The following is a 17,765-nucleotide window of genomic DNA, read 5'->3' as shown; positions in this document are numbered from 1 at the left end:
CCACCACGCACGACGGTGGCGGGAGCCGACCGCTCTCCCGCCACCCGCCTTCCACCCGCCCGTCACCGGCCGCGGGCGTCCTCCGTGCCGGCGCGCCAGGCGCGGTACCAATCGAAGGTCCGACGTACCCCGTCCTCCAGCGGCACCACCGGCTCGAAGCCGGTCAGCCGCCGCAGCGTCGCCAGGTCGGGGCAGCGGCGGTGCACCGACCCGGGCGGCGCGGGCATCGGTTGCAGGACCGGGGCCGCGTCGGCGACCCGCAGCACCAGCTTGGCCAGGTCGCAGATGTTGGTCTGCTCGGCGTCGTTGCCGATGTGCACGATCTCGCCGGCCGCAGCCGGGCAGCGCATCAGCCGCAGCACCGCCTCGACCGCGTCGTCGACGTGGCAGAACGCGCGGTACTGGTCGGCGCCCCACACCCGGAACGGATCCTCCCCGTCGAGGGCGCGCAGCGACATCTCCGGGATGACGTGGTCCGTGCCCATCCTGGGGCCGTACACGTTGTGGAAGCGCCCGACCGTGGCGGCGCAGCGTCGGGCGCGGGCGGCGTGCACGAAGGCGGCCTCGCCGAGCAGCTTGCTGATCGCGTACGAGAACCGGGGCGACGTGACGTCGGTGATCATGACGGGGACGTCCTCGGCCGTCGGCACCGGCACGACGCGGGCGTCGACGCCGCCGGCGTACACCTCGCTGGTGGAGCTGAAGAAGACCCGGTCGCCGGGCTCGACCCAGTCCAGCAGATGCAGGGCGGTCAGGGTGTTGACCCGGATCACCCGCGTCGGATCGGCCTCGACGTTGCGCACTCCGACCACGGCGGCGAGCAGGTAGATCTCGTCGCAGCCGCGGGGCAGCGCGGCCCACGCCTGCGGCCGGGTCAGGTCCGCCGAGACGACCTCGACGGCCGGGTCGCTGCGCAGCACGCCGAGCCGTTCGTCGTCGCGGCCCCGGGAGAAGTCGTCGACGACGACCACCCGGTGGCCTTCGGCGAGCAGCCGCTCGGTCAGGTGCAGGCCGATGAAGCCCGCGCCGCCGAGGACGAGTGCCCGCCTCACGTCGTCACCCGGCCGGTGGGGGCGGCGGCGCGCGGCGCGGGGAGGTAGCCGATGCCGGCGTACCGCGCCCCGGCGGCGGTCACCGTCGCCTCGTCGAGGATCCGCCAGGAGTCGTAGACGACGCCCGCCCCGCCGGCCGCGAGCAGGCCGCCGATCTCCAGCGCCCGGTAGTCGGGGTGGTCGTTGACCACGAGCACCGCGTCGCTGTCGCCGAACGCCTTGTCCAGGCTGGTCGGCTCTCCGCCGTAGGCCCGGATCACCTGGTCAGGCACCATCGGGTCGTGCCCGAGCACGACCAGCCCGGCCGCCCGGAAGACCGGCATCATCGCGGCGATGGGCGTGCCGCGCATGTCGTCGGTGGGCGGCCAGCCCTTGTACGCCCAGCCCAGCACGGACAGCCGGGCGCCGACGGTGTCGCCACGCCGCTGCCGGATCAGCCCCACGACGGTCTCGGCGACGTGCACCGGCAGCTGCTCGTTGAGCCGCCGGGCCGCACCGACCAGGAACGCGCCGTCGTCTCCGGCGCTGGCCACCATCAGGTACGGATCCTTCGACAGGCAGCCGCCGCCGACGTACCCGGGCCGGCTCAGGTCCGGCCGGGGGTAGTCGAGGTTGGCGGCCCGGATCACCTCCAGCGGGTCGAGGCCGTGCCGCTCGGCGATCAGCGCCACCTCGTTGCCGAACGAGTAGATCAGGTCGGTGTGGCAGTTGTTGGAGAGCTTGACCAGCTCGGCGGCCTCCAGGCTGGACACCGGCACCGTCTGCCGGGCGAGCCCGCCGAACAGCTCCAACCCGGCGTGGAGGCTCTCGTCGTCCACGCCGCCGACGACCTGGGGCAGCTCGACCAGTTCCCGCAGCGCCTGCCCCTGGATGGTCCGTTCCGGCGCCATCACCAACAGCGCCCGCCCCCACGCCGCGGTCAGCGCCGGCAGGACCACCCGCCGGCTCGTCCCGACGGGGACGGTGCTGCGGACGACCACCAGCGTCTGCGGGCCGCACCAGCGGGCCACCTGCTCGGCGGCCGCCGCGAGGTTGGACAGGTCGGGCCGCCGGGACCGCTCGTCGACCGGCGTGGAGACGCTGAGCACCACCGCGTCGAGGTCCGTCGGCAGCTCGTCGTCGACGAACACCGAACGGCCCGCGTGCGTGGCGAACACGTCGGCGATGCCCGGCTCGAAGATGTGCGGGCGGCCGCCGCGCAACGCCGCCCGCACCGCCGGGTTCGCGTCCACCCCGTGCACCTCGAACCCCTTGCGCGCCAGCGCGGCGGCCAGCGTCAGCCCGACGTAGCCGAGGCCGACGATCCCAATCCTGCGATACACGTTGTCTTCTTCCCCTCGTTTGTCGTGCTCGGTGCACCGGCGCGCCCGCGCGGGCGGACCGGTCAGGCGCCCATCGCGGCCCAGCTCGCCTTGACCGACTCGGCGAGGTCGTAGGAGGGCGCCCAGCCCAGGTCGCGCGCGGCCCGGGAGATGTCGCCGCACATCCAGTCGACCGCCGCCGAGCGGCCCGGGGCCGGCTGGTCCTCGCGTACCGCGCCGGTGAAGCCGGCCGCCTCCGCCATCAGCCGGACCGCCTCCCGCACCGGCACCGCCCGGCCACTGGCGACGTTGTAGACCCGCTGCGGCAGCCAGGGCGCCCGGACGGCGGCGGCCACGGCGGCGGCCACGTCCCGGACGTCGACGAAGTCCCGGTGTGCCGAGAGGGGGCCGACGGTGATCCGGCCACCGGGCGTCGCGCGACGCAGCAGCGTCGCGACCCGGCCGAGCACGGTGTCGGCGGACAGGCCGGGGCCGATCGGGTTGAACACCCGCAGGGTGACGCCGTCGACCCGGCCCGCGGCGGCGGCCAGTTCGACCAGCCGGGTGGCGGTCAGGTGGGTCAGGCCGTACTCGCTCACCGGGCGCGCGTCGTCGCTCTCGGCGGCTGCGTGCCCGTGCGGCACCGGCCCGTACTCACCGGCGGAGCCGATCCGCACCAGCCGCGCGCCGGGGGCCTCGGCCGCGACGGCCTCGACGAGCTTCGCGGTGACCGACACGTTCGCCGCCACGAGTTCGTCGGCCCGCCCGTCGAGCCGACCGGTGCAGGCCACCACCGCGTCGGGTCGGGCGGCGCGCAGCAGCGCGGCCAGCTCGTCGACGTCGCAGGCGACGAGGTCGACGTCGCGCCGGCCGGGGCAGACCAGCGCCGCGTGCGGGCGCAGGGCGGCGCGGACGTGCCCGCCGATGAAGCCGGAGCCCCCGAGGACCAGGACGGTGGTCACACCGGCTCCGGGGTGCGCGGGGACAGCAGGATCGGCCGGAGCCGTTCGAACGCCCGGTTGGCCTCGTCGTAGTCCTCGGGCCGGCCGATGTCGAGCCAGTACCCGTCGAACGGGTAGCTCGCCGGCGGCTCCCCGCGCTCGAGCAGGTCCAGCATGAGCTGGTCGAAGCCGAAGGCGAGCCCGGCCGGGTACGCGGCGATGGTGCGCGCGGAGAGGCCGTAGACACCCATGCTGACGTGGTAGTCGAGGACGGGCTTCTCGCTGAACTCGACCACCCGGCCGTCCTCGACCGAGAGCACGCCGAAGTCGATCTTCACGGTGCGGTGGAAGGTCGCCACGGTCAGCGGGGCCTCGGAGGCGGCGTGGGTGCGCAGCAGGTCGCCGTAGTCCAGGTCGGTGAGCACGTCGCCGTTCATCACCAGGAAGTGCTCGGGCAGCCGGTCGCGGATGCCGAACAACGGGCCGATCGTCGACAGGGGAACGCTCTCCTCGACGTACCGCACGCGCAGCCCGAACCGGGAGCCGTCGCCGACGAAGGCCCGGATCAGCGAGCCGAGGTGGTTGATCGCCAGGGTGACATCGGTGAAGCCGCAGCTCGCGAGCTGATGCAGGACGATCTCCAGGATCGCGTGGCTGTCCCCGATCGGCACCAACGGCTTCGGCAGCGAGGTCGTGTACGGCTTGAGCCGCGTTCCCTTGCCGCCGGCCATGATCACTACATGCATCTCGTCATCCGATCCGTCCGCCACCCTCATCCGCTGGGACCTGCGAGTCAGCGATCACTCCTGGAGATGCCGACACGCGGGGTTTAGGCCCCCGATATTCAGGTCAACGACCACTTAAAAGCCTGGAAACGCCCTATAGTTGGGCAAAACCGGCCTCGTCGCTTGACCGAACACCCGAACGCCTTCCAGCAGGGGGCAGGGGACCGGCCGGATCACCCCTCGTAACGCTTCGGGGCTCGACGTGGTTAACGGAATGCTGACACCCCTACAGCGACGCGACGTCGCACAGCCCAGACGCAGGTCAGCACCTCCGCCACACCGCCCGACAGGTGCCGAGACGGCATGGCACGACAAGGCGTCGAGCCCACAGCGCGAGCCCCTGGCACCCACACGAGGAGATTCGCATGACGACCCTGGCCGGAGTCACCCCCGCACGAGCCACCGGCACGAGAGACAAGACCGGACCGAAACCCCGGGGCGATCTCCTGGTCGCCGCGATCGTCGTGTCCGCGACAAGCATCGCGCTCGCGGTATGCCTTCCACCCCTGCGCCACTGGTTCATGATTCCAACGACCCTGACCGGGATTCTCATTGGATCCGAGGCCGTACGGTGGTTCCGCCGCGGAACCGACGTCTTCGATCCGCGGGCCTGCGCGGGCCTCCTGGGCTTTCAGTTCCTTTACGTAGCACCGATACTCCAGGTCGCGCTTGACGAATGGGTCACACACATCTACGACCCGCCTCCGTGGCGCGAGGCGCTCGGCACGCTCGCCATTCTGAACGTCATCGGAACCAGCCTCTACCGGGCGACGGTCACCATCCCCTCCCGGGGACGCCGCCAGCCACGCCGAAGCCGGCCGATGCACATGCCCACCTTCTATGCGGCCGGCGTGATCGCGGTCGTGCTGAGCCTCATCGCCATGCGCTACGAGATCGCCATCTTCGGCGGGATCGACGGCTTCGTCGCCGCCATGGCCGACGAGATCAACAGGGTCAAGAACATGCGCGGGATGGGCGCGCTCATCCTCCTGTCGGAGGCGTTTCCCAGCTTGATCTTCACCCTCGTTCTGGTGCGTTGGCGAAGCACGTTCGCCAAGCACGTCCTTCCGCTGGCCGCCCTCGTGCTGGCACTCGCCGTGACCCAGTTCTTCGTTGGCGGCCTCAAGGGCAGCCGGAGCAGCACCCTCTGGCCCCTGCTGCTGGCACTGGTGCTGGTACACGTCCTGGTACGCCGCATCTCACGAAAGGTCATCGTCCTGGTGGCCGTCGTCATGTTCGCGTATCTCTACATATACGCCTTCTACAAGGCAGGCGGCGTCAAGGCCATCGATGAAGTTCGCCGGACCGGCACGGTCCAGGGCGCCGAGTCCGACACGGGACGGGACCTGCCGTTGCTACTCACCGCCGACCTGGGCCGGGCCGACATCCAGAGCGTCGTCCTCGATCGCTATCTCGAAGGAAGATTCGAACCGGTCATGGGAGCCACCTACGTCAACTCGCTCTTCATGTTCATCCCAGACTCCCTCTTTTCCAGCGTGCCCACCAGCAAGGTCGACGTAGGATCCCGGCTCCTCTACAGCCCGGGGTACGAGGACGGACAGGGCGACTCAAGCAAGATCTACGGCATGACGGGCGAAGGAATCATCAACTTCGGCCTGGTCGGCGGCGTACTCTCCTTTGTCGCATTCGGTCTTGCTGTCCGGGCTGTCCAGATCTATTGGACCTCGGCCGTCCAGTCACCGGAACTTGCACCCAAGTTGATTGCTCCCATGATCTGGGTGGTGATCAATGCGCAGGGCGCAGACCTCGACAACACCCTCTTCTCGTTGTGCAAGTACACCATGCCGGTGCTCCTGCTGGTGTTCCTGGCCCGCCAGTTCGGTCGCCCCGAAGCACCCACCGGCTCAGCCCAGCCCCCGCGGCTCCTCCGGATCCCGCGTTGACGCTCGCCTGTTCCGAATGCCATCAGTCCGATCACCTCGGCCACAGCGCGAGGACTACCCGCGAGGGCGAATTCCCGCCCAGTCGTGGTGCCGACGGACGGTCGACAGAATGAAGTTCACCACCCGGCGAGAGGTGTCCCCGATCCGGTAGTCCCTCGGGCACGGCACGCCGTGCGCAGCCACCTGCCCGACCGTGACGGCGACCGCCTCGACCACGCCCGACGGATCCAGGCCGGTCATCATGATGCCGCCCTCGTCGAGTGCCTCCGGGCGCTCGATGGATTCGCGGAGCGTAACGGCCGGGAAGCCCAGGATGGCGGACTCCTCACTGACCGTGCCGCTGTCCGACAGGGTGCACCGCGCCTGGCTCTGTAGGCGTACGTAGTCGAGGAACCCGAACGGCTCGTGGAAGGCGATCCCGTCGAGCGCGCTGTCGTCGGCGACGACCGCCTCCAGCCGCTTGCGGGTGCGCGGGTGGGTGGAGACCAGCACCGGCAGCCGCCAGGCGTCCCGTACGGCGGCCAGGCAGTCCAGCAGGCGACGCAGCCGCGCCGGGTCGTCAACGTTCTCCTCGCGGTGGGCACTGACCACGAAGTAGCCGCCCGGTTCCAGTTCGAGCCGGTCGAGCACGGACGAGGCGTCGATGGCGGCGCGGTAGTGCTCCAGCACCTCGCGCATGGGTGACCCGGTGTGCAGGATCCGGCGCGGATGCAGCCCTTCGGCGAGCAGGTTGCGCCGGGCGTGCTCGGTGTAGACGAGGTTGAAGTCCGCGACGTGGTCGACCAGGCGTCGGTTGGTCTCCTCAGGCACGTTGAGGTCGAAGCAGCGGTTGCCGGCCTCCATGTGATAGACGGGCACCCGCATCCGGCGGGCGATCAGGGCGGCGATGCAGCTGTTCGTGTCGCCCAGCACCAGCAGCGCGTCCGGGCGGCACTCCTCGATCGCCGCCTCGACGCCGGCCAGGACGCCACCAAGCACCCGACCGAGGGAGGAGGTGTCCACCCGCAGGAAGCGGTCGGGCTGACGAAGCCTCAGCTCGCTGAAGAAAATGTCGGACAGGGCCGGGTCCCAGTTCTGCCCCGTGTGCACCAGGACGTGATCCACGGTCCGGTCCAGTTGATCGAGCACCCGCGACAACCGGATGATCTCCGGCCGGGTGCCGACCACGGTCATCACCCTGGTCACCAGGGCCACCTCCGTTGTTCATCTCGAGTCGGGCGGCCAGCCGATCAGACCGCCGCAGCCGCCACCTCGGCGACCGGCTCTGCGTAGGTGTCCGGTCGGTACGGGTCGAACAGGTCGTTCGTCCAGAACAGCGTGACCAGTTCGCCGGGGCCCGTGTTGGTGATCGCGTGCGCCCACATCGTCGGCATGTCCACCACGACCGGCTCGATCCCGTCGACGGAGAACCGGATCACCTGGTGATGGCCGACCCGGCGAAGCCGGATCTCGGCTCGTCCGCGAAACACCACGAACCGTTCCACCTTGGCCAGATGGAAGTGCTCGCCACGAGTGGCGCCAGCATGGGTGGTCGAGCAGAACGTCTGCCCCGCACCGCCGCGTGCCTTGACGGTCTCGACCAGTTCACCGCGCTGGTCGATCCGCCGGACGAGCGGCATCGGGTAACGCGCCGGGAACAGGTGTGACCGGTAGCTGTTGAACAACCGCACCTCGTGCCGGTCCGGCAGTGGGGGGATCTCCGCGTCCCGATAGCTGGCCGCCAGCGAGAGCAGTCGATCCGCAAGGGCCTGCACGCCGATCCGCAGCACCGGCATCGAGGCGTCCCAGGACCCGGTGGGCGGGGCGTCGAGCATCGCGGCGGCGGCATCGGTGGCGTGGACGAGCTGCAACTCGCGGTCCTCGCGCACCTCGGGTTGCCCGCCGTCGGCGATCAGACGACAGAACGTCGCGGTGACCGAGTTGTAGAACGGCCGTCCGTGCTCGCCGTAGAGGTGCGGCAGACGGTGGTCGACGAACTGGCAGCCGATCGCAGCGTCGGCCAGGACCGCGGCCGCGTGCGCCTTGGAATCGCCATAGGGGGTGCCGTTGCCGGCCTGGGTGCTGTTGGCGTAGACCAGGGTCTTCGGCGGCTGCGCGCAGCGACGCAGGCCGCGGACGAGTGCCTCCGCAGCGGCCACGTTGCCCGCCGCCACCTCGGCAGGCTCGCCCCGATTGACGCCGGCCAGGTGCAGCACCCGGTCGACGCCACACAGCCGATCGGCCAGGACGGCCGGTTCTGCGAGTGTGGCCCGGTCGAGCAGGACCGGCTCAGGCCAGCCGAGCGCGCGAATGAGCACCCGGGTGTGCCAGCCGAGAAAGCCGCCGCCACCGGTGATTGCCACCTTCACGAGGTCAGCACCGGCTCGCGCAGTGCCAACTCCGCGCGGACCTCCGGCAGCGCGCGCAACAGCGCGACGATCTCCGGCACGGCCAGCCGTTGTGCGTTGGCGGAGTTGAAGTCCTCGTCCGGCCGCTCGCTGAGGCTTCCCTCGGTGACGTACAACGCGTAGTTGAGATCCCGCGCGTCCGTCGGCACCCGGTAGAAACTGCCGAAGTCGTCCGCCTTGGCCAGCTCGTCGCGGCTGGCCAGCGTCTCGTGCTGCTTCTCGCCGTGCCGCACCCCGATCACGTTGTACTTGACCGGCGCGTCGAACAGCTGGCACAGGGCGGTGACCAGGTCGCCGATGGTGCAGGCCGCAGCCTTGCGAATGAAGACGTCACCGGCGCGGGCGTGCTGGAAGGCGTGCTCCACCAGCTCCACCGAGTCGGCCAGGGACATCAGGAAACGGGTCATTCCGGGATCCGTCACGGTCGGCACCACGCCGGCCTTGAGCTGCTCGATGATCAGCGGGATCACCGATCCGCGGGAGCACATGACGTTTCCGTATCGCACACAGGAGACGACGGTGCCGCTGCGCGGGTTGTTGCGGGCGTGCGCCTGCGCGACCTTCTCCATCAACGCCTTGCTCATGCCCATGGCGTTGATCGGGTAGACGGCCTTGTCGGTGCTGAGCACCACCACCGAGCCGACGCCGGTGCGGGCGGCGGCCTCGATGACGTTGGCGCTGCCCAGAATGTTGGTGCGGACGGCCTCCAGCGGAAAGAACTCACACGACGGCACCTGCTTGAGCGCGGCGGCGTGGAAAACGAAGTCGACCTCCCGGGCGGCGCTGGCCACGGTGTCGTAGTCCCGCACGTCGCCAACGTGGTAGCGCACGCGCTCGTCGCCGAGGCGGCGGCGCATCTCGTCCTGCTTGGCCTCGTCCCGGCTGAGCACACGCACCTCGCTCGCACCGCCGTCCAGAAGCCGGCGGGTCATGGTGCGCCCGAACGAACCGGTCCCTCCGGTGATCAGCACTCGGCGCCCCACTGCCGTGAAGGTCATTGGCGACTCCCATCTTCCGATGCCAGGCGCTTCGGCGCGACATCCAGGCCAACGACTCACTCCCGACAAAGGACGCGCAATTAGGGCGTATCACGCATTCCGCCTCCAGCCGGAGAGTTCTCCATGCCGGCCCACTCGGCCGCGCCGCCGGGCGCGGGTCGGCCACCGGCGCCCCCGGCCGGCCGGTCGCGCTGCTGTCCGTACCGGGCCAGCGTCCGCCGGTAGCCGTAGACCCCGGCCGGAAGCACCGTCAGCGCGTAGACGACGGCGCCGACGAAGGGAACCGCGGCGAGACCGTACGCCTCGGCGGCGTGCCACTTGGCCGCCCCGGCGATCACGAGATACGCGACCAGCCCGACCACCTGCGGGCGGACCACGCCAGCGGCGTTCTGGACCATCATCAACGCCGAGAACGAGCCGAGCAGCAGAAACCAGAGCGCGAGACCGGCCAGTAGCCACCTGCCAGCGTCCAGCGGCACCGGAAGCCAGAGGCCGAAGATCCAATCGCCCGCCACGACCAGGCCGACCGCAGGCCCCACGGTCACCAGCAGGGAGAGAACGATCATCCGACGGACCGTCCGACGAACCCAGGCCAGATCACCTCGGGCCAGGGCATCGCCGTTGGCGGACCACAATGGAAGGTTGAGCACCGTGACGAGCATCCCGAGCAGGCCCGCCAGACGCGCCGGCACGGCATAGGCGGTGACGCTCTGCGGCCCGAGGGCGTGCGCGATGATCAGATTGTCCATGTTTCCGGACAGTCCGGTCAGGATGGTCACCAGGAGGAACATCCCGCCGAGCCGCAGCAGCGCACCGCTGGCCCCATGGTCGACCGCGCCGAGCCGCGGCCGCAGTCGGGGCAGCCGCCGGCCGTAGACCCAGACACTGTTCGCCGCGTTGCCCAGCAGCGGCCCGACCGCGAACGCGGCGACGACCACGACGGCCGGCAGGTCGCCATGAGCCGCGAGCAGCACCAGGGGGATCGTCACCAGGGCACCGGCGCCCTGCCACAGGTTGCTCTCCCCCACCTGCTGGTAGGCATACTGCACGCGGACGATCAAGGACAGCGGAATGTTGAGCAGGAAGGCGGTGAAACAGATCAGGACCACGGCTTTGGTCTCCGCCGGATCCACCACTCCCGTCACGTTGAAGACCGATGTCCAGGGCACCAGCCCGGCCAGCGACCAGAGCAACCCGCACAGCACCATGGCCACGGTGGTCAGCACCACGTAAGCGGTGGAAACGTACCCCCGCGCCCGCACCCAGTCGCCGCTGGCATAGCAGGGCGCCAGCTTGGTCATCAAGCTGGTGCCAAGACCCAGATCGGCGAAGGTGGCCATCCCGGTGAGCGCCAGCACTGCCATCCACAGCCCGTAGCGCTCCGATCCCAGGCGGGACAGGCAGACCGGAATCACCAGCACCGGCGCCAGCAGGCCACTGCCCTTGGCGAGTCCTGCGGTCACGATGCCGGTGACGAGCCGGCGGCTGCGGCCGAGGCTCGCACCTCCATCGGGCGGGGACGCGGGCCGCGCGTCGGCCTGGGGCGCGGGCGACGCGGTGTCGGACGCCGCCTGTGACGCCGCCACGATCAGCGGTCGGCGAGCACGTGGCGGGCCATCCAGCCGACCGTGGCCTCCAGCCCCGCCCGCAGTGGATATCGACGCACAGCGGGAAACAGTTCCCTGAGCCGCGAGCAGTCCGCCTGCGAGTCCCGCACGTCTCCCGTCCGCGGCGGCCTGTGCACCGTCTCCAACTCGCGGCCGAGCACCACCTCGAGCTCCGCGATCAGATCGAGCAGTGAGATCCGCTCGCCGAACGCGAGGTTCACCGTGTCCGGCGTGTAGACCCCACGCATGACTGCATCCACGATCACCGAGGTGACACTGCCGACGTAGGTGAAGTCGCGGGTTTGCAAGCCATCGCCGAAGATCTCCAACGGACGGCCGTCGAGCGCAGCCGAGACGAACCGCGGCACCACGGCCGCGTACGCGTGGTCGGCGGCCTGCCGGGGACCGTAGACGTTGAAGAAACGAAACGGCAGCACCGCCATTCCGTAGCAGGCAGCGTACGCGTTGGCGTACGCCTCAGTCGCCAACTTGGAGACCGCGTACGGGCTCATCGGCATCGGCCGCAGGGTCTCCCGCCGAGGCAGGACCGGATTCGCACCGTAGACGGACGACGAGGATGCCAGGATGGTCTGCCCCACACGGTGCCGCCGCGCCGCCTCCAGCACCGTGAGCGTGCCGGTGGCGTTGGCATGGTGGCTGGTCAGCGGGTCCGCGACGGAGCGCGGGACCGAGCCGAGAGCCCCGAGGTGGACCACGGCGGTCGCGCCGGGGATCGCCTCATCGAGCACGTCGGAATCCAGGACGGAGCCGACCAGGAGCCGCACGGGTAGTTCCGCCACGTTGTCCAGGGTGCCCGTGGACAGATCGTCGACCACCACGATCTCGCCGACCTGGCCGCCGGCAGCCAGGTCGTGGACGAGGTTCGAGCCGATGAATCCGGCCCCACCGGTCACCACGACCTTGTTGATCCTTCGGTGCAAGGCCCACTCCTTCGGGCTGGGCGACGCGGTGAGACCTCATCGACAATCGGACAAAGCCGATCAGATGCCGTCACTCACCCATCAGCGGTGCGTAACGGACAAGTTTGTCCGTCCTAGAAGCAACGGGCGAAGCGCGGGTGAGTTACTCGGAACCCGGGTCGCTGACCAACCAGCTCGTCCGGATCACGAGCCCTCAGCGCCGGTCGAGGACCCGCTTCAGCCCCTCCGTGGCACCTGGCCGCCGCACCTCGTCAAGGAACTCGGCGAGCGGTTCGGCGAAGTGGCGATAGTCGAACGAGGCCAGTGCCTGCCGCCGGGCGGCCTTGCGCATTGCGGCTCGGCGGTCCGCGCCGAGCTGCGCGGCCGTGACCAGGACGCGGCGCAGGCTGTGCACCGATTCGTCCCGACACACGAGGCCCTCCCGCCCATCTGCGAGATACCTACCGAGATCGCTGGTCAAGTTCGTGATCACCGGCGTGCCGTTGGCGAGGCTCTCGCAGAACTTCGTGGGAAAGCCCGCGTGTGCGTACCGGGCGTCGCGGCGGAGGATGACGCTGAAGTCGGCCTGTCGGATGATCCCGGGGACATCCTGCTGTGGAATTGAGCCTCGTGGCCACACGCTCGGTGGCACAGCCCGACCGCCGAGCAGGCTCCGCACCTCGTCCGTCGAGGGACCGCAGACGGTCAGCGTCACATCCACACCTGCGCGGTGGGCCCGATCCACGGCTTCGATCACCGCACCGACGAGGTCCTTCCTCCCCGGGCTGCCGAAGTAGACCAAGCGCAGGTCGGATCGCCCGGCGGCATCACACCGGTCGACGACGTCCAGTCCGGCCACGTCGAGGGTGGGCGGGACCCGGAGCACGGGCGTGCGCCGTCGGTAGTAGTCCTCAAGGTAGGAGCTGATGGCGATGACGCCGTCGCACCGGGGACGGTGATACCGCATGACGAGTTCGTTGCTCAGGCATGACGGCCCGAACGGCCCACCTGGAAGGTGCCAGGGGTCGTACCACTCGACGACGTCCGCGATCAGAGGAACCCGGTGCTCCCTGCACCACCTCCGCATTCGCGCCGTCCTGTCAGCACCGCCCCCGTACAGGAGCACGTGGGAGGGCAGCACCGGCTGGGCCGCCAGCCATCGCAGAAGAGCATGGTCCGAGACCAGTGACCGCCCAGCCCGACGCAGCATGCCGGGCTGGGCGGGTGCCGCCTGACCGAAACCGACGGTCGAGACCGACCCCGGCCCTTCCGGCCCGGCAACCGGGGTCAGGACCGGCTTGCCGGCCTGACTGGTCAGCACCACCACGTGGTGACCCGAGGCAGCCAGGGAGGCGGAGATGCCGAACACTCTCCGGGCCGCCGCGCTGCCCCAAGGAAACGAGAAGGGGACAACGTAGGCGACCCATGAACCGTCGGTCGTCATATGGTCTCACTCCCGACGGCGGACAGGCACCAGCTGACCCGGGCCGCGACGTGCAGACCTCGGATGCCTGGACCAACGACCGTGCGACGGAGAGGTTGCCCGAAACCGGGAGGTCAGGCGCGCTTGAGCACCTCCGAGACCAGTTCCTTGGCCTCCTCCTGGATCCGGGCCAGGTGCTCCGGGCCCTGGAACGACTCCGCGTAGATCTTGTAGACGTCCTCCGTGCCCGACGGGCGGGCGGCGAACCAGCCCGACTCCGTCGTCACCTTCAGCCCGCCGATCGCCGCCCCGTTGCCCGGCGCGGCGGTCAGCGTCGCCGTGATCGGCTCGCCGGCCAGCTCCGTCGCCGTCACCTGCTCCGGGGAGAGCTTCGCCAGCACCGCCTTCTGCCGCCGGTCGGCCGGGGCGTCGATGCGGGCGTACGCGGGGGCGCCGAAGCGCCCGGCCAGCTCCGCCCAGTGCTCGCTGGGCGTCCGGCCCGTCGTCGCGATGATCTCGGCGGCGAGCAGGCAGAGCAGGATGCCGTCCTTGTCGGTGGTCCAGGTGCTGCCGTCGCGGCGCAGGAACGACGCCCCCGCGCTCTCCTCGCCGCCGAAGCCGACCGACCCGTCGAGCAGGCCCGGGACGAACCACTTGAACCCCACCGGCACCTCAAGCAGCGTCCGGCCCAGGTCGGCGGCGACCCGGTCGATCATCGAGGACGACACGAGGGTCTTGCCGACCGCCGCGTCGGGGCCCCACTCGGGCCGGGTGCGGAACAGGTGCCCGATGGCCACGGCGAGGTAGTGGTTGGGGTTGAGCAGGCCCCCGTCGGGCGTGACGATGCCGTGCCGGTCGGCGTCGGCGTCGTTGCCGGTGGAGACCTGGTAGTCGGCGCGGGCGGCGATCAGCGACGCCATCGCGTTCGGCGAGGAGCAGTCCATCCGGATCTTGCCGTCGCCGTCGAGGGTCATGAACCGCCACGTCGGGTCGACCGTCGGGTTGATCACCGTGAGGTCGAGCCGGTGCCGCTGCGCGATCTCCCCCCAGTATTCGACGCTGGCCCCGCCCAGCGGGTCCGCGCCGATGCGCACCCCGGCGGCGCGTACGGCGTCGAGGTCGAGCGCGGCGGGCAGATCGTCGACGTAGTGGGCGAGGAAGTCGTACGTGCCGGTGGTGTCGGCGGCGCGGGCCCGCGCGTACGGGATGCGGTTGACCTCCTTGAGCCCGGCGGCGAGGATCGCGTTCGCGCGGTCCTGGATCCACCTGGTCACGTCGGCGTCGGCGGGGCCGCCGTGGGTCGGGTTGTACTTGAACCCGCCGTCGTCGGGCGGGTTGTGCGACGGGGTGATCACGATGCCGTCGGCGAGCCCCGAGGTGCGGCCCCGGTTGTGGGTGAGGATGGCGTGCGACACCGCGGGGGTGGGGGTGTAGCCGTCGCGGCTGTCGAGCAGCACGGTGACCCCGTTGGCGGCGAGCACCTCCAGCGCGTCGACGGCCGCCGGGGCGGACAGGGCGTGGGTGTCCCGGCCGAGGAAGAGGGGCCCGTCGAGGCCCTGCTGGCGGCGGTAGTCGCACAGCGCCTGGGTGACGGCGAGGATGTGGTCGGAGTTGAACGCGTGGCGCAGGCTCGACCCCCGGTGCCCGGAGGTGCCGAAGGAGACCTGCTGCGCCGGGTCGTCCGGGTCGGGATGCTCGGCGTAGTAGGCGGTGACCAGCCGGGGCACGTCGACCAGGTCGGTGGGCTCGGCGGGCTGACCGGCGCGGGGGTGGGCCACTGCTGCAACCTCCAGGGACGCTACGGACGATGGGTCTTCCCGGCGCGGGCCGGGCTCACACGCGACACGACAAGTGTGGGTGGTTCAGGGCTCGACCCGCTGCCCCTTGCCGATCACCACGATGCCGTTGTCGGAGACCGTGTAGCGCTGCCGGTCCTTCTCGAGGTCGACGCCGATCTCGGCCCCCTCGGGGACGATCACGTTCTTGTCGAGGATGGCCCGGCGGACCACGGCGTGCCGGCCGATGTCCACGCCCTCCATCAGCACCGAGCCGTCGACGTGCGCCCAGGAGTGCACCTTGACCTTCGGCGAGACGATCGAGTTCTCCACCAGGCTGCCGGAGACCACCGCGCCGGGCGACACCATCGAGCCGACGGCCCGGCCGACCCGCTCGCCCCACTGGTGGACGAACTTCGCCGGCGGGTACGGCGGCTGCTCGGTGTAGATGGGCCACTCGAAGTTGTAGAGGTTGAACACCGGGTGCACATTGATCAGGTCCATGTGGGCGTCGTAGAACGAGTCGAGCGTCCCCACGTCCCGCCAGTAGCCGCGGTCGCGGTCGGTGCTGCCCGGCACCTCGTTGTCGCGGAAGTCGTAGACGTTGGCCTCGCCGCGCTCGACCAGCATCGGGATGATGCTGCCGCCCATGTCGTGCTTGCTGGTCTTGTCCTCCGCGTCCTGCTCGACGGCCTCCAGGAGCGCCTTCGTGGTGAAGACGTAGTTGCCCATCGAGGCGTAGATCTGGTCGGGGGCGTCGGGCAGGCCGACGGCGTCGGTGGGCTTCTCCCGGAACGCCCGGATCCGCCGGCCGTCGGGGCCGACCTCGATCACGCCGAACTGGTCGGCCATCGACAGCGGCTGCCGGATGCCGGCGACGGTCACCCCGGCGCCGGAGGCGATGTGGTCGTCGACCATCTGCCGGGGGTCCATCCGGTAGATGTGGTCGGCGCCGAAGACGATCACGTAGTCGGGCTGCTCGTCGTGGATCAGGTTGAAGCTCTGGTAGATCGCGTCGGCGGAGCCGGCGAACCACCAGGGGCCGCGGCGCTGCTGCGCCGGCACCGGCGTGACGTAGTTGCCGAGCAGCGTCGACATCCGCCACGTCATGGTGATGTGCCGGTCCAGCGAGTGGGACTTGTACTGGGTCAGCACGACGATCTTGATGAAGCCGGCGTTGGCGAGGTTGGACAGGACGAAGTCGACCATGCGGTACATCCCGCCGAACGGGACGGCGGGCTTCGCCCGGTCCGCGGTGAGCGGCATCAGGCGCTTGCCCTCTCCACCGGCCAGGACGATCGCGAGCACCTTGTCAGCCATGCCCAGACGCTAACCATCCGCGTGCGACTTCACCACTCGTACGGACGGACTTCTGCACTAGGGTGCGGGGCATGACCGCCTCCACCCCCGCCACCGGAGCACTCCGCGTCGATCTGCTCACCCGCGAGTACCCGCCGGAGGTGTACGGCGGGGCCGGCGTGCACGTCGAGTACCTGGCCCGCGAACTGCGCCGACTGGCCGACGTGCGGGTGCACTGCTTCGGCGCGCCGCGCACCGAGCCGGGCGTCACCGCGTACGCCGAGCCGGCCGGCCTCGTCGGCGCGAACGCCGCGCTGCGCACCATGGGCGTCGACCTGGAGATGGCCGCCGCGTGCGCCGGCACCGACGTGGTGCACAGCCACACCTGGTACGCCAACCTGGCCGGGCACACGGCGAAGCTGCTGCACGGGGTGCCGCACGTGGTCACCGCGCACAGCCTGGAGCCGCTGCGGCCGTGGAAGGCCGAACAGCTCGGCGGCGGCTACGCGCTCTCCTCCTGGTGCGAGCGCACCGCGTACGAGGCGGCCGACGCGATCATCGCGGTGAGCGCGGGCATGCGCGCGGACGTGCTGGCGGCGTACCCGGCGGTGGACCCCGACCGGGTGAAGGTGGTCTACAACGGCATCGACACCGCCCAGTACGCCCCGGACCTTGGCACCGACGTGGTGGACCGGCTCGGCATCGACCCGGCCCGCCCCAGCGTCGCCTACGTCGGGCGGATCACCAAGCAGAAGGGGCTGCCGTACCTGCTGCGGGCCGCCCGGGAGCTGCCGGACGACACGCAGCTCGTGCTGCTCGCCGGCGCCCCCGACACGGCGGAGATCGCCGCCGAGGTGGAGGGCCTCGTGACCGAGCTGCGGGCGAAGCGCTCCGGGGTCATCTGGGTGGCGGAGATGCTGCCCAAGCACGAGGTGATCCAGGTGCTCACCCACGCCACGGTCTTCGTCTGCCCCTCGGTCTACGAGCCGATGGGCATCGTCAACCTGGAGGCGATGGCCTGCGAGACGGCCGTGGTGGCCACCGCCACCGGCGGCATCCCGGAGGTCGTCGCCGACGGCGAGACGGGGCTGCTGGTGCCCATCGAGCAGGCCGCCGACGGCTCGGGCACGCCACTGGACCCGCAGCGGTTCGTGGCCGACCTGGCGGCGGCGATCAACCGGGTGCTGGCCGACCCGGCGAAGGCCGCCACGCTGGGCAGGGCCGGGCGGGTCCGGGCGGTCGAGCACTTCTCCTGGGATGCGATCGCCGCCCGCACCGTCGAGGTCTACCGCGCGGTCGGCGCGTAAGGAAGGGCCCCCTATTAACGTTTTCGGTAGAGAAGGGTTCCCTTCTCACCAGCCACACCAGGGGCG

The 17,765-nt window shown here is 70.5% G+C and carries 14 protein-coding genes; 2 read left to right on the top strand and 12 right to left on the bottom strand.

Going from position 1 to position 17,765, the window contains the following annotated elements:
- Positions 1-62: 62 nt before the first annotated feature.
- The 4 genes from ACVMYR_RS18980 to ACVMYR_RS18965 form a co-directional block, all read right to left on the bottom strand.
- Positions 63-1,052, bottom strand: a complete 990-nt coding sequence (locus ACVMYR_RS18980) for an NAD-dependent epimerase/dehydratase family protein (protein ID WP_077937126.1) — start codon at positions 1,050-1,052, stop codon at positions 63-65.
- Entirely contained in the window at positions 1,049-2,374 is a 1,326-nt protein-coding gene (locus ACVMYR_RS18975) for a nucleotide sugar dehydrogenase (RefSeq protein WP_228986329.1), read from the bottom strand. The genes ACVMYR_RS18980 and ACVMYR_RS18975 overlap by 4 nt, the downstream gene beginning before the upstream one ends.
- A gap of 62 nt (positions 2,375-2,436) precedes the next feature.
- Entirely contained in the window at positions 2,437-3,315 is an 879-nt protein-coding gene (locus ACVMYR_RS18970; RefSeq protein ID WP_228986330.1) for an NAD-dependent epimerase/dehydratase family protein, read from the bottom strand.
- Positions 3,312-4,040, bottom strand: a complete 729-nt coding sequence (locus tag ACVMYR_RS18965; protein ID WP_077937123.1) for a sugar phosphate nucleotidyltransferase — start codon at positions 4,038-4,040, stop codon at positions 3,312-3,314. Before ACVMYR_RS18965 ends, ACVMYR_RS18970 begins: the two co-directional genes overlap by 4 nt.
- 404 nt (positions 4,041-4,444) lie before the next feature.
- On the opposite strand from ACVMYR_RS18965, the gene ACVMYR_RS18960 reads away from it, so the two are divergent.
- The gene (locus tag ACVMYR_RS18960) at positions 4,445-5,983 is read left to right on the top strand and encodes a hypothetical protein (RefSeq protein ID WP_077937122.1); all 1,539 of its coding nucleotides are present in this window, start codon (positions 4,445-4,447) and stop codon (positions 5,981-5,983) included.
- A 54-nt stretch (positions 5,984-6,037) separates the two neighbouring features.
- Here the strand turns inward: ACVMYR_RS18960 and wecB are convergent, their stop codons facing one another.
- The 8 genes from wecB to glgC form a co-directional block, all read right to left on the bottom strand.
- Entirely contained in the window at positions 6,038-7,168 is a 1,131-nt protein-coding gene (gene wecB / locus ACVMYR_RS18955) for a non-hydrolyzing UDP-N-acetylglucosamine 2-epimerase (protein ID WP_077937142.1), read from the bottom strand.
- 44 nt (positions 7,169-7,212) lie between these two features.
- Complete coding sequence (locus ACVMYR_RS18950; protein WP_077937121.1) at positions 7,213-8,331, bottom strand: polysaccharide biosynthesis C-terminal domain-containing protein; 1,119 nt, start codon at positions 8,329-8,331, stop codon at positions 7,213-7,215.
- Positions 8,328-9,368 carry an SDR family NAD(P)-dependent oxidoreductase gene (locus ACVMYR_RS18945; protein ID WP_077937120.1) on the bottom strand — a complete coding sequence of 347 codons (1,041 nt, stop codon included), beginning with the start codon at positions 9,366-9,368 and terminating at the stop codon, positions 8,328-8,330. Before ACVMYR_RS18945 ends, ACVMYR_RS18950 begins: the two co-directional genes overlap by 4 nt.
- A gap of 80 nt (positions 9,369-9,448) precedes the next feature.
- On the bottom strand, positions 9,449-10,831 hold the full coding sequence (locus ACVMYR_RS18940) for a lipopolysaccharide biosynthesis protein (protein ID WP_228986332.1): 1,383 nt from the start codon (positions 10,829-10,831) through the stop codon (positions 9,449-9,451).
- Positions 10,832-10,956: 125 nt separating this feature from the next.
- Positions 10,957-11,916, bottom strand: coding sequence for an NAD-dependent epimerase/dehydratase family protein (locus ACVMYR_RS18935; RefSeq protein WP_228986333.1), 960 nt, complete (start codon positions 11,914-11,916; stop codon positions 10,957-10,959).
- Positions 11,917-12,109: 193 nt separating this feature from the next.
- On the bottom strand, positions 12,110-13,222 hold the full coding sequence (locus tag ACVMYR_RS18930) for a glycosyltransferase family protein (RefSeq protein WP_228986334.1): 1,113 nt from the start codon (positions 13,220-13,222) through the stop codon (positions 12,110-12,112).
- A gap of 230 nt (positions 13,223-13,452) precedes the next feature.
- Complete coding sequence (gene pgm, locus ACVMYR_RS18925; protein ID WP_077937117.1) at positions 13,453-15,096, bottom strand: phosphoglucomutase (alpha-D-glucose-1,6-bisphosphate-dependent); 1,644 nt, start codon at positions 15,094-15,096, stop codon at positions 13,453-13,455.
- An 84-nt stretch (positions 15,097-15,180) separates the two neighbouring features.
- A complete protein-coding gene (glgC, locus tag ACVMYR_RS18920) occupies positions 15,181-16,413 on the bottom strand; it encodes a glucose-1-phosphate adenylyltransferase (RefSeq protein ID WP_077937116.1) in 1,233 nt (410 codons plus the stop codon).
- A 71-nt stretch (positions 16,414-16,484) separates the two neighbouring features.
- Here glgC and glgA point away from each other — a divergent pair, with 71 nt between their 5' ends.
- Positions 16,485-17,699 carry a glycogen synthase gene (gene glgA / locus ACVMYR_RS18915; protein WP_077937115.1) on the top strand — a complete coding sequence of 405 codons (1,215 nt, stop codon included), beginning with the start codon at positions 16,485-16,487 and terminating at the stop codon, positions 17,697-17,699.
- The last annotated feature ends 66 nt before the right edge of the window (positions 17,700-17,765 follow it).

The sequence above is a fragment of the Micromonospora sp. PTRAS2 genome, from assembly GCF_054052245.1.
Note: the sequence above shows the minus strand (reverse complement) of the source record. Positions and strands in the feature narration are given on the sequence as shown.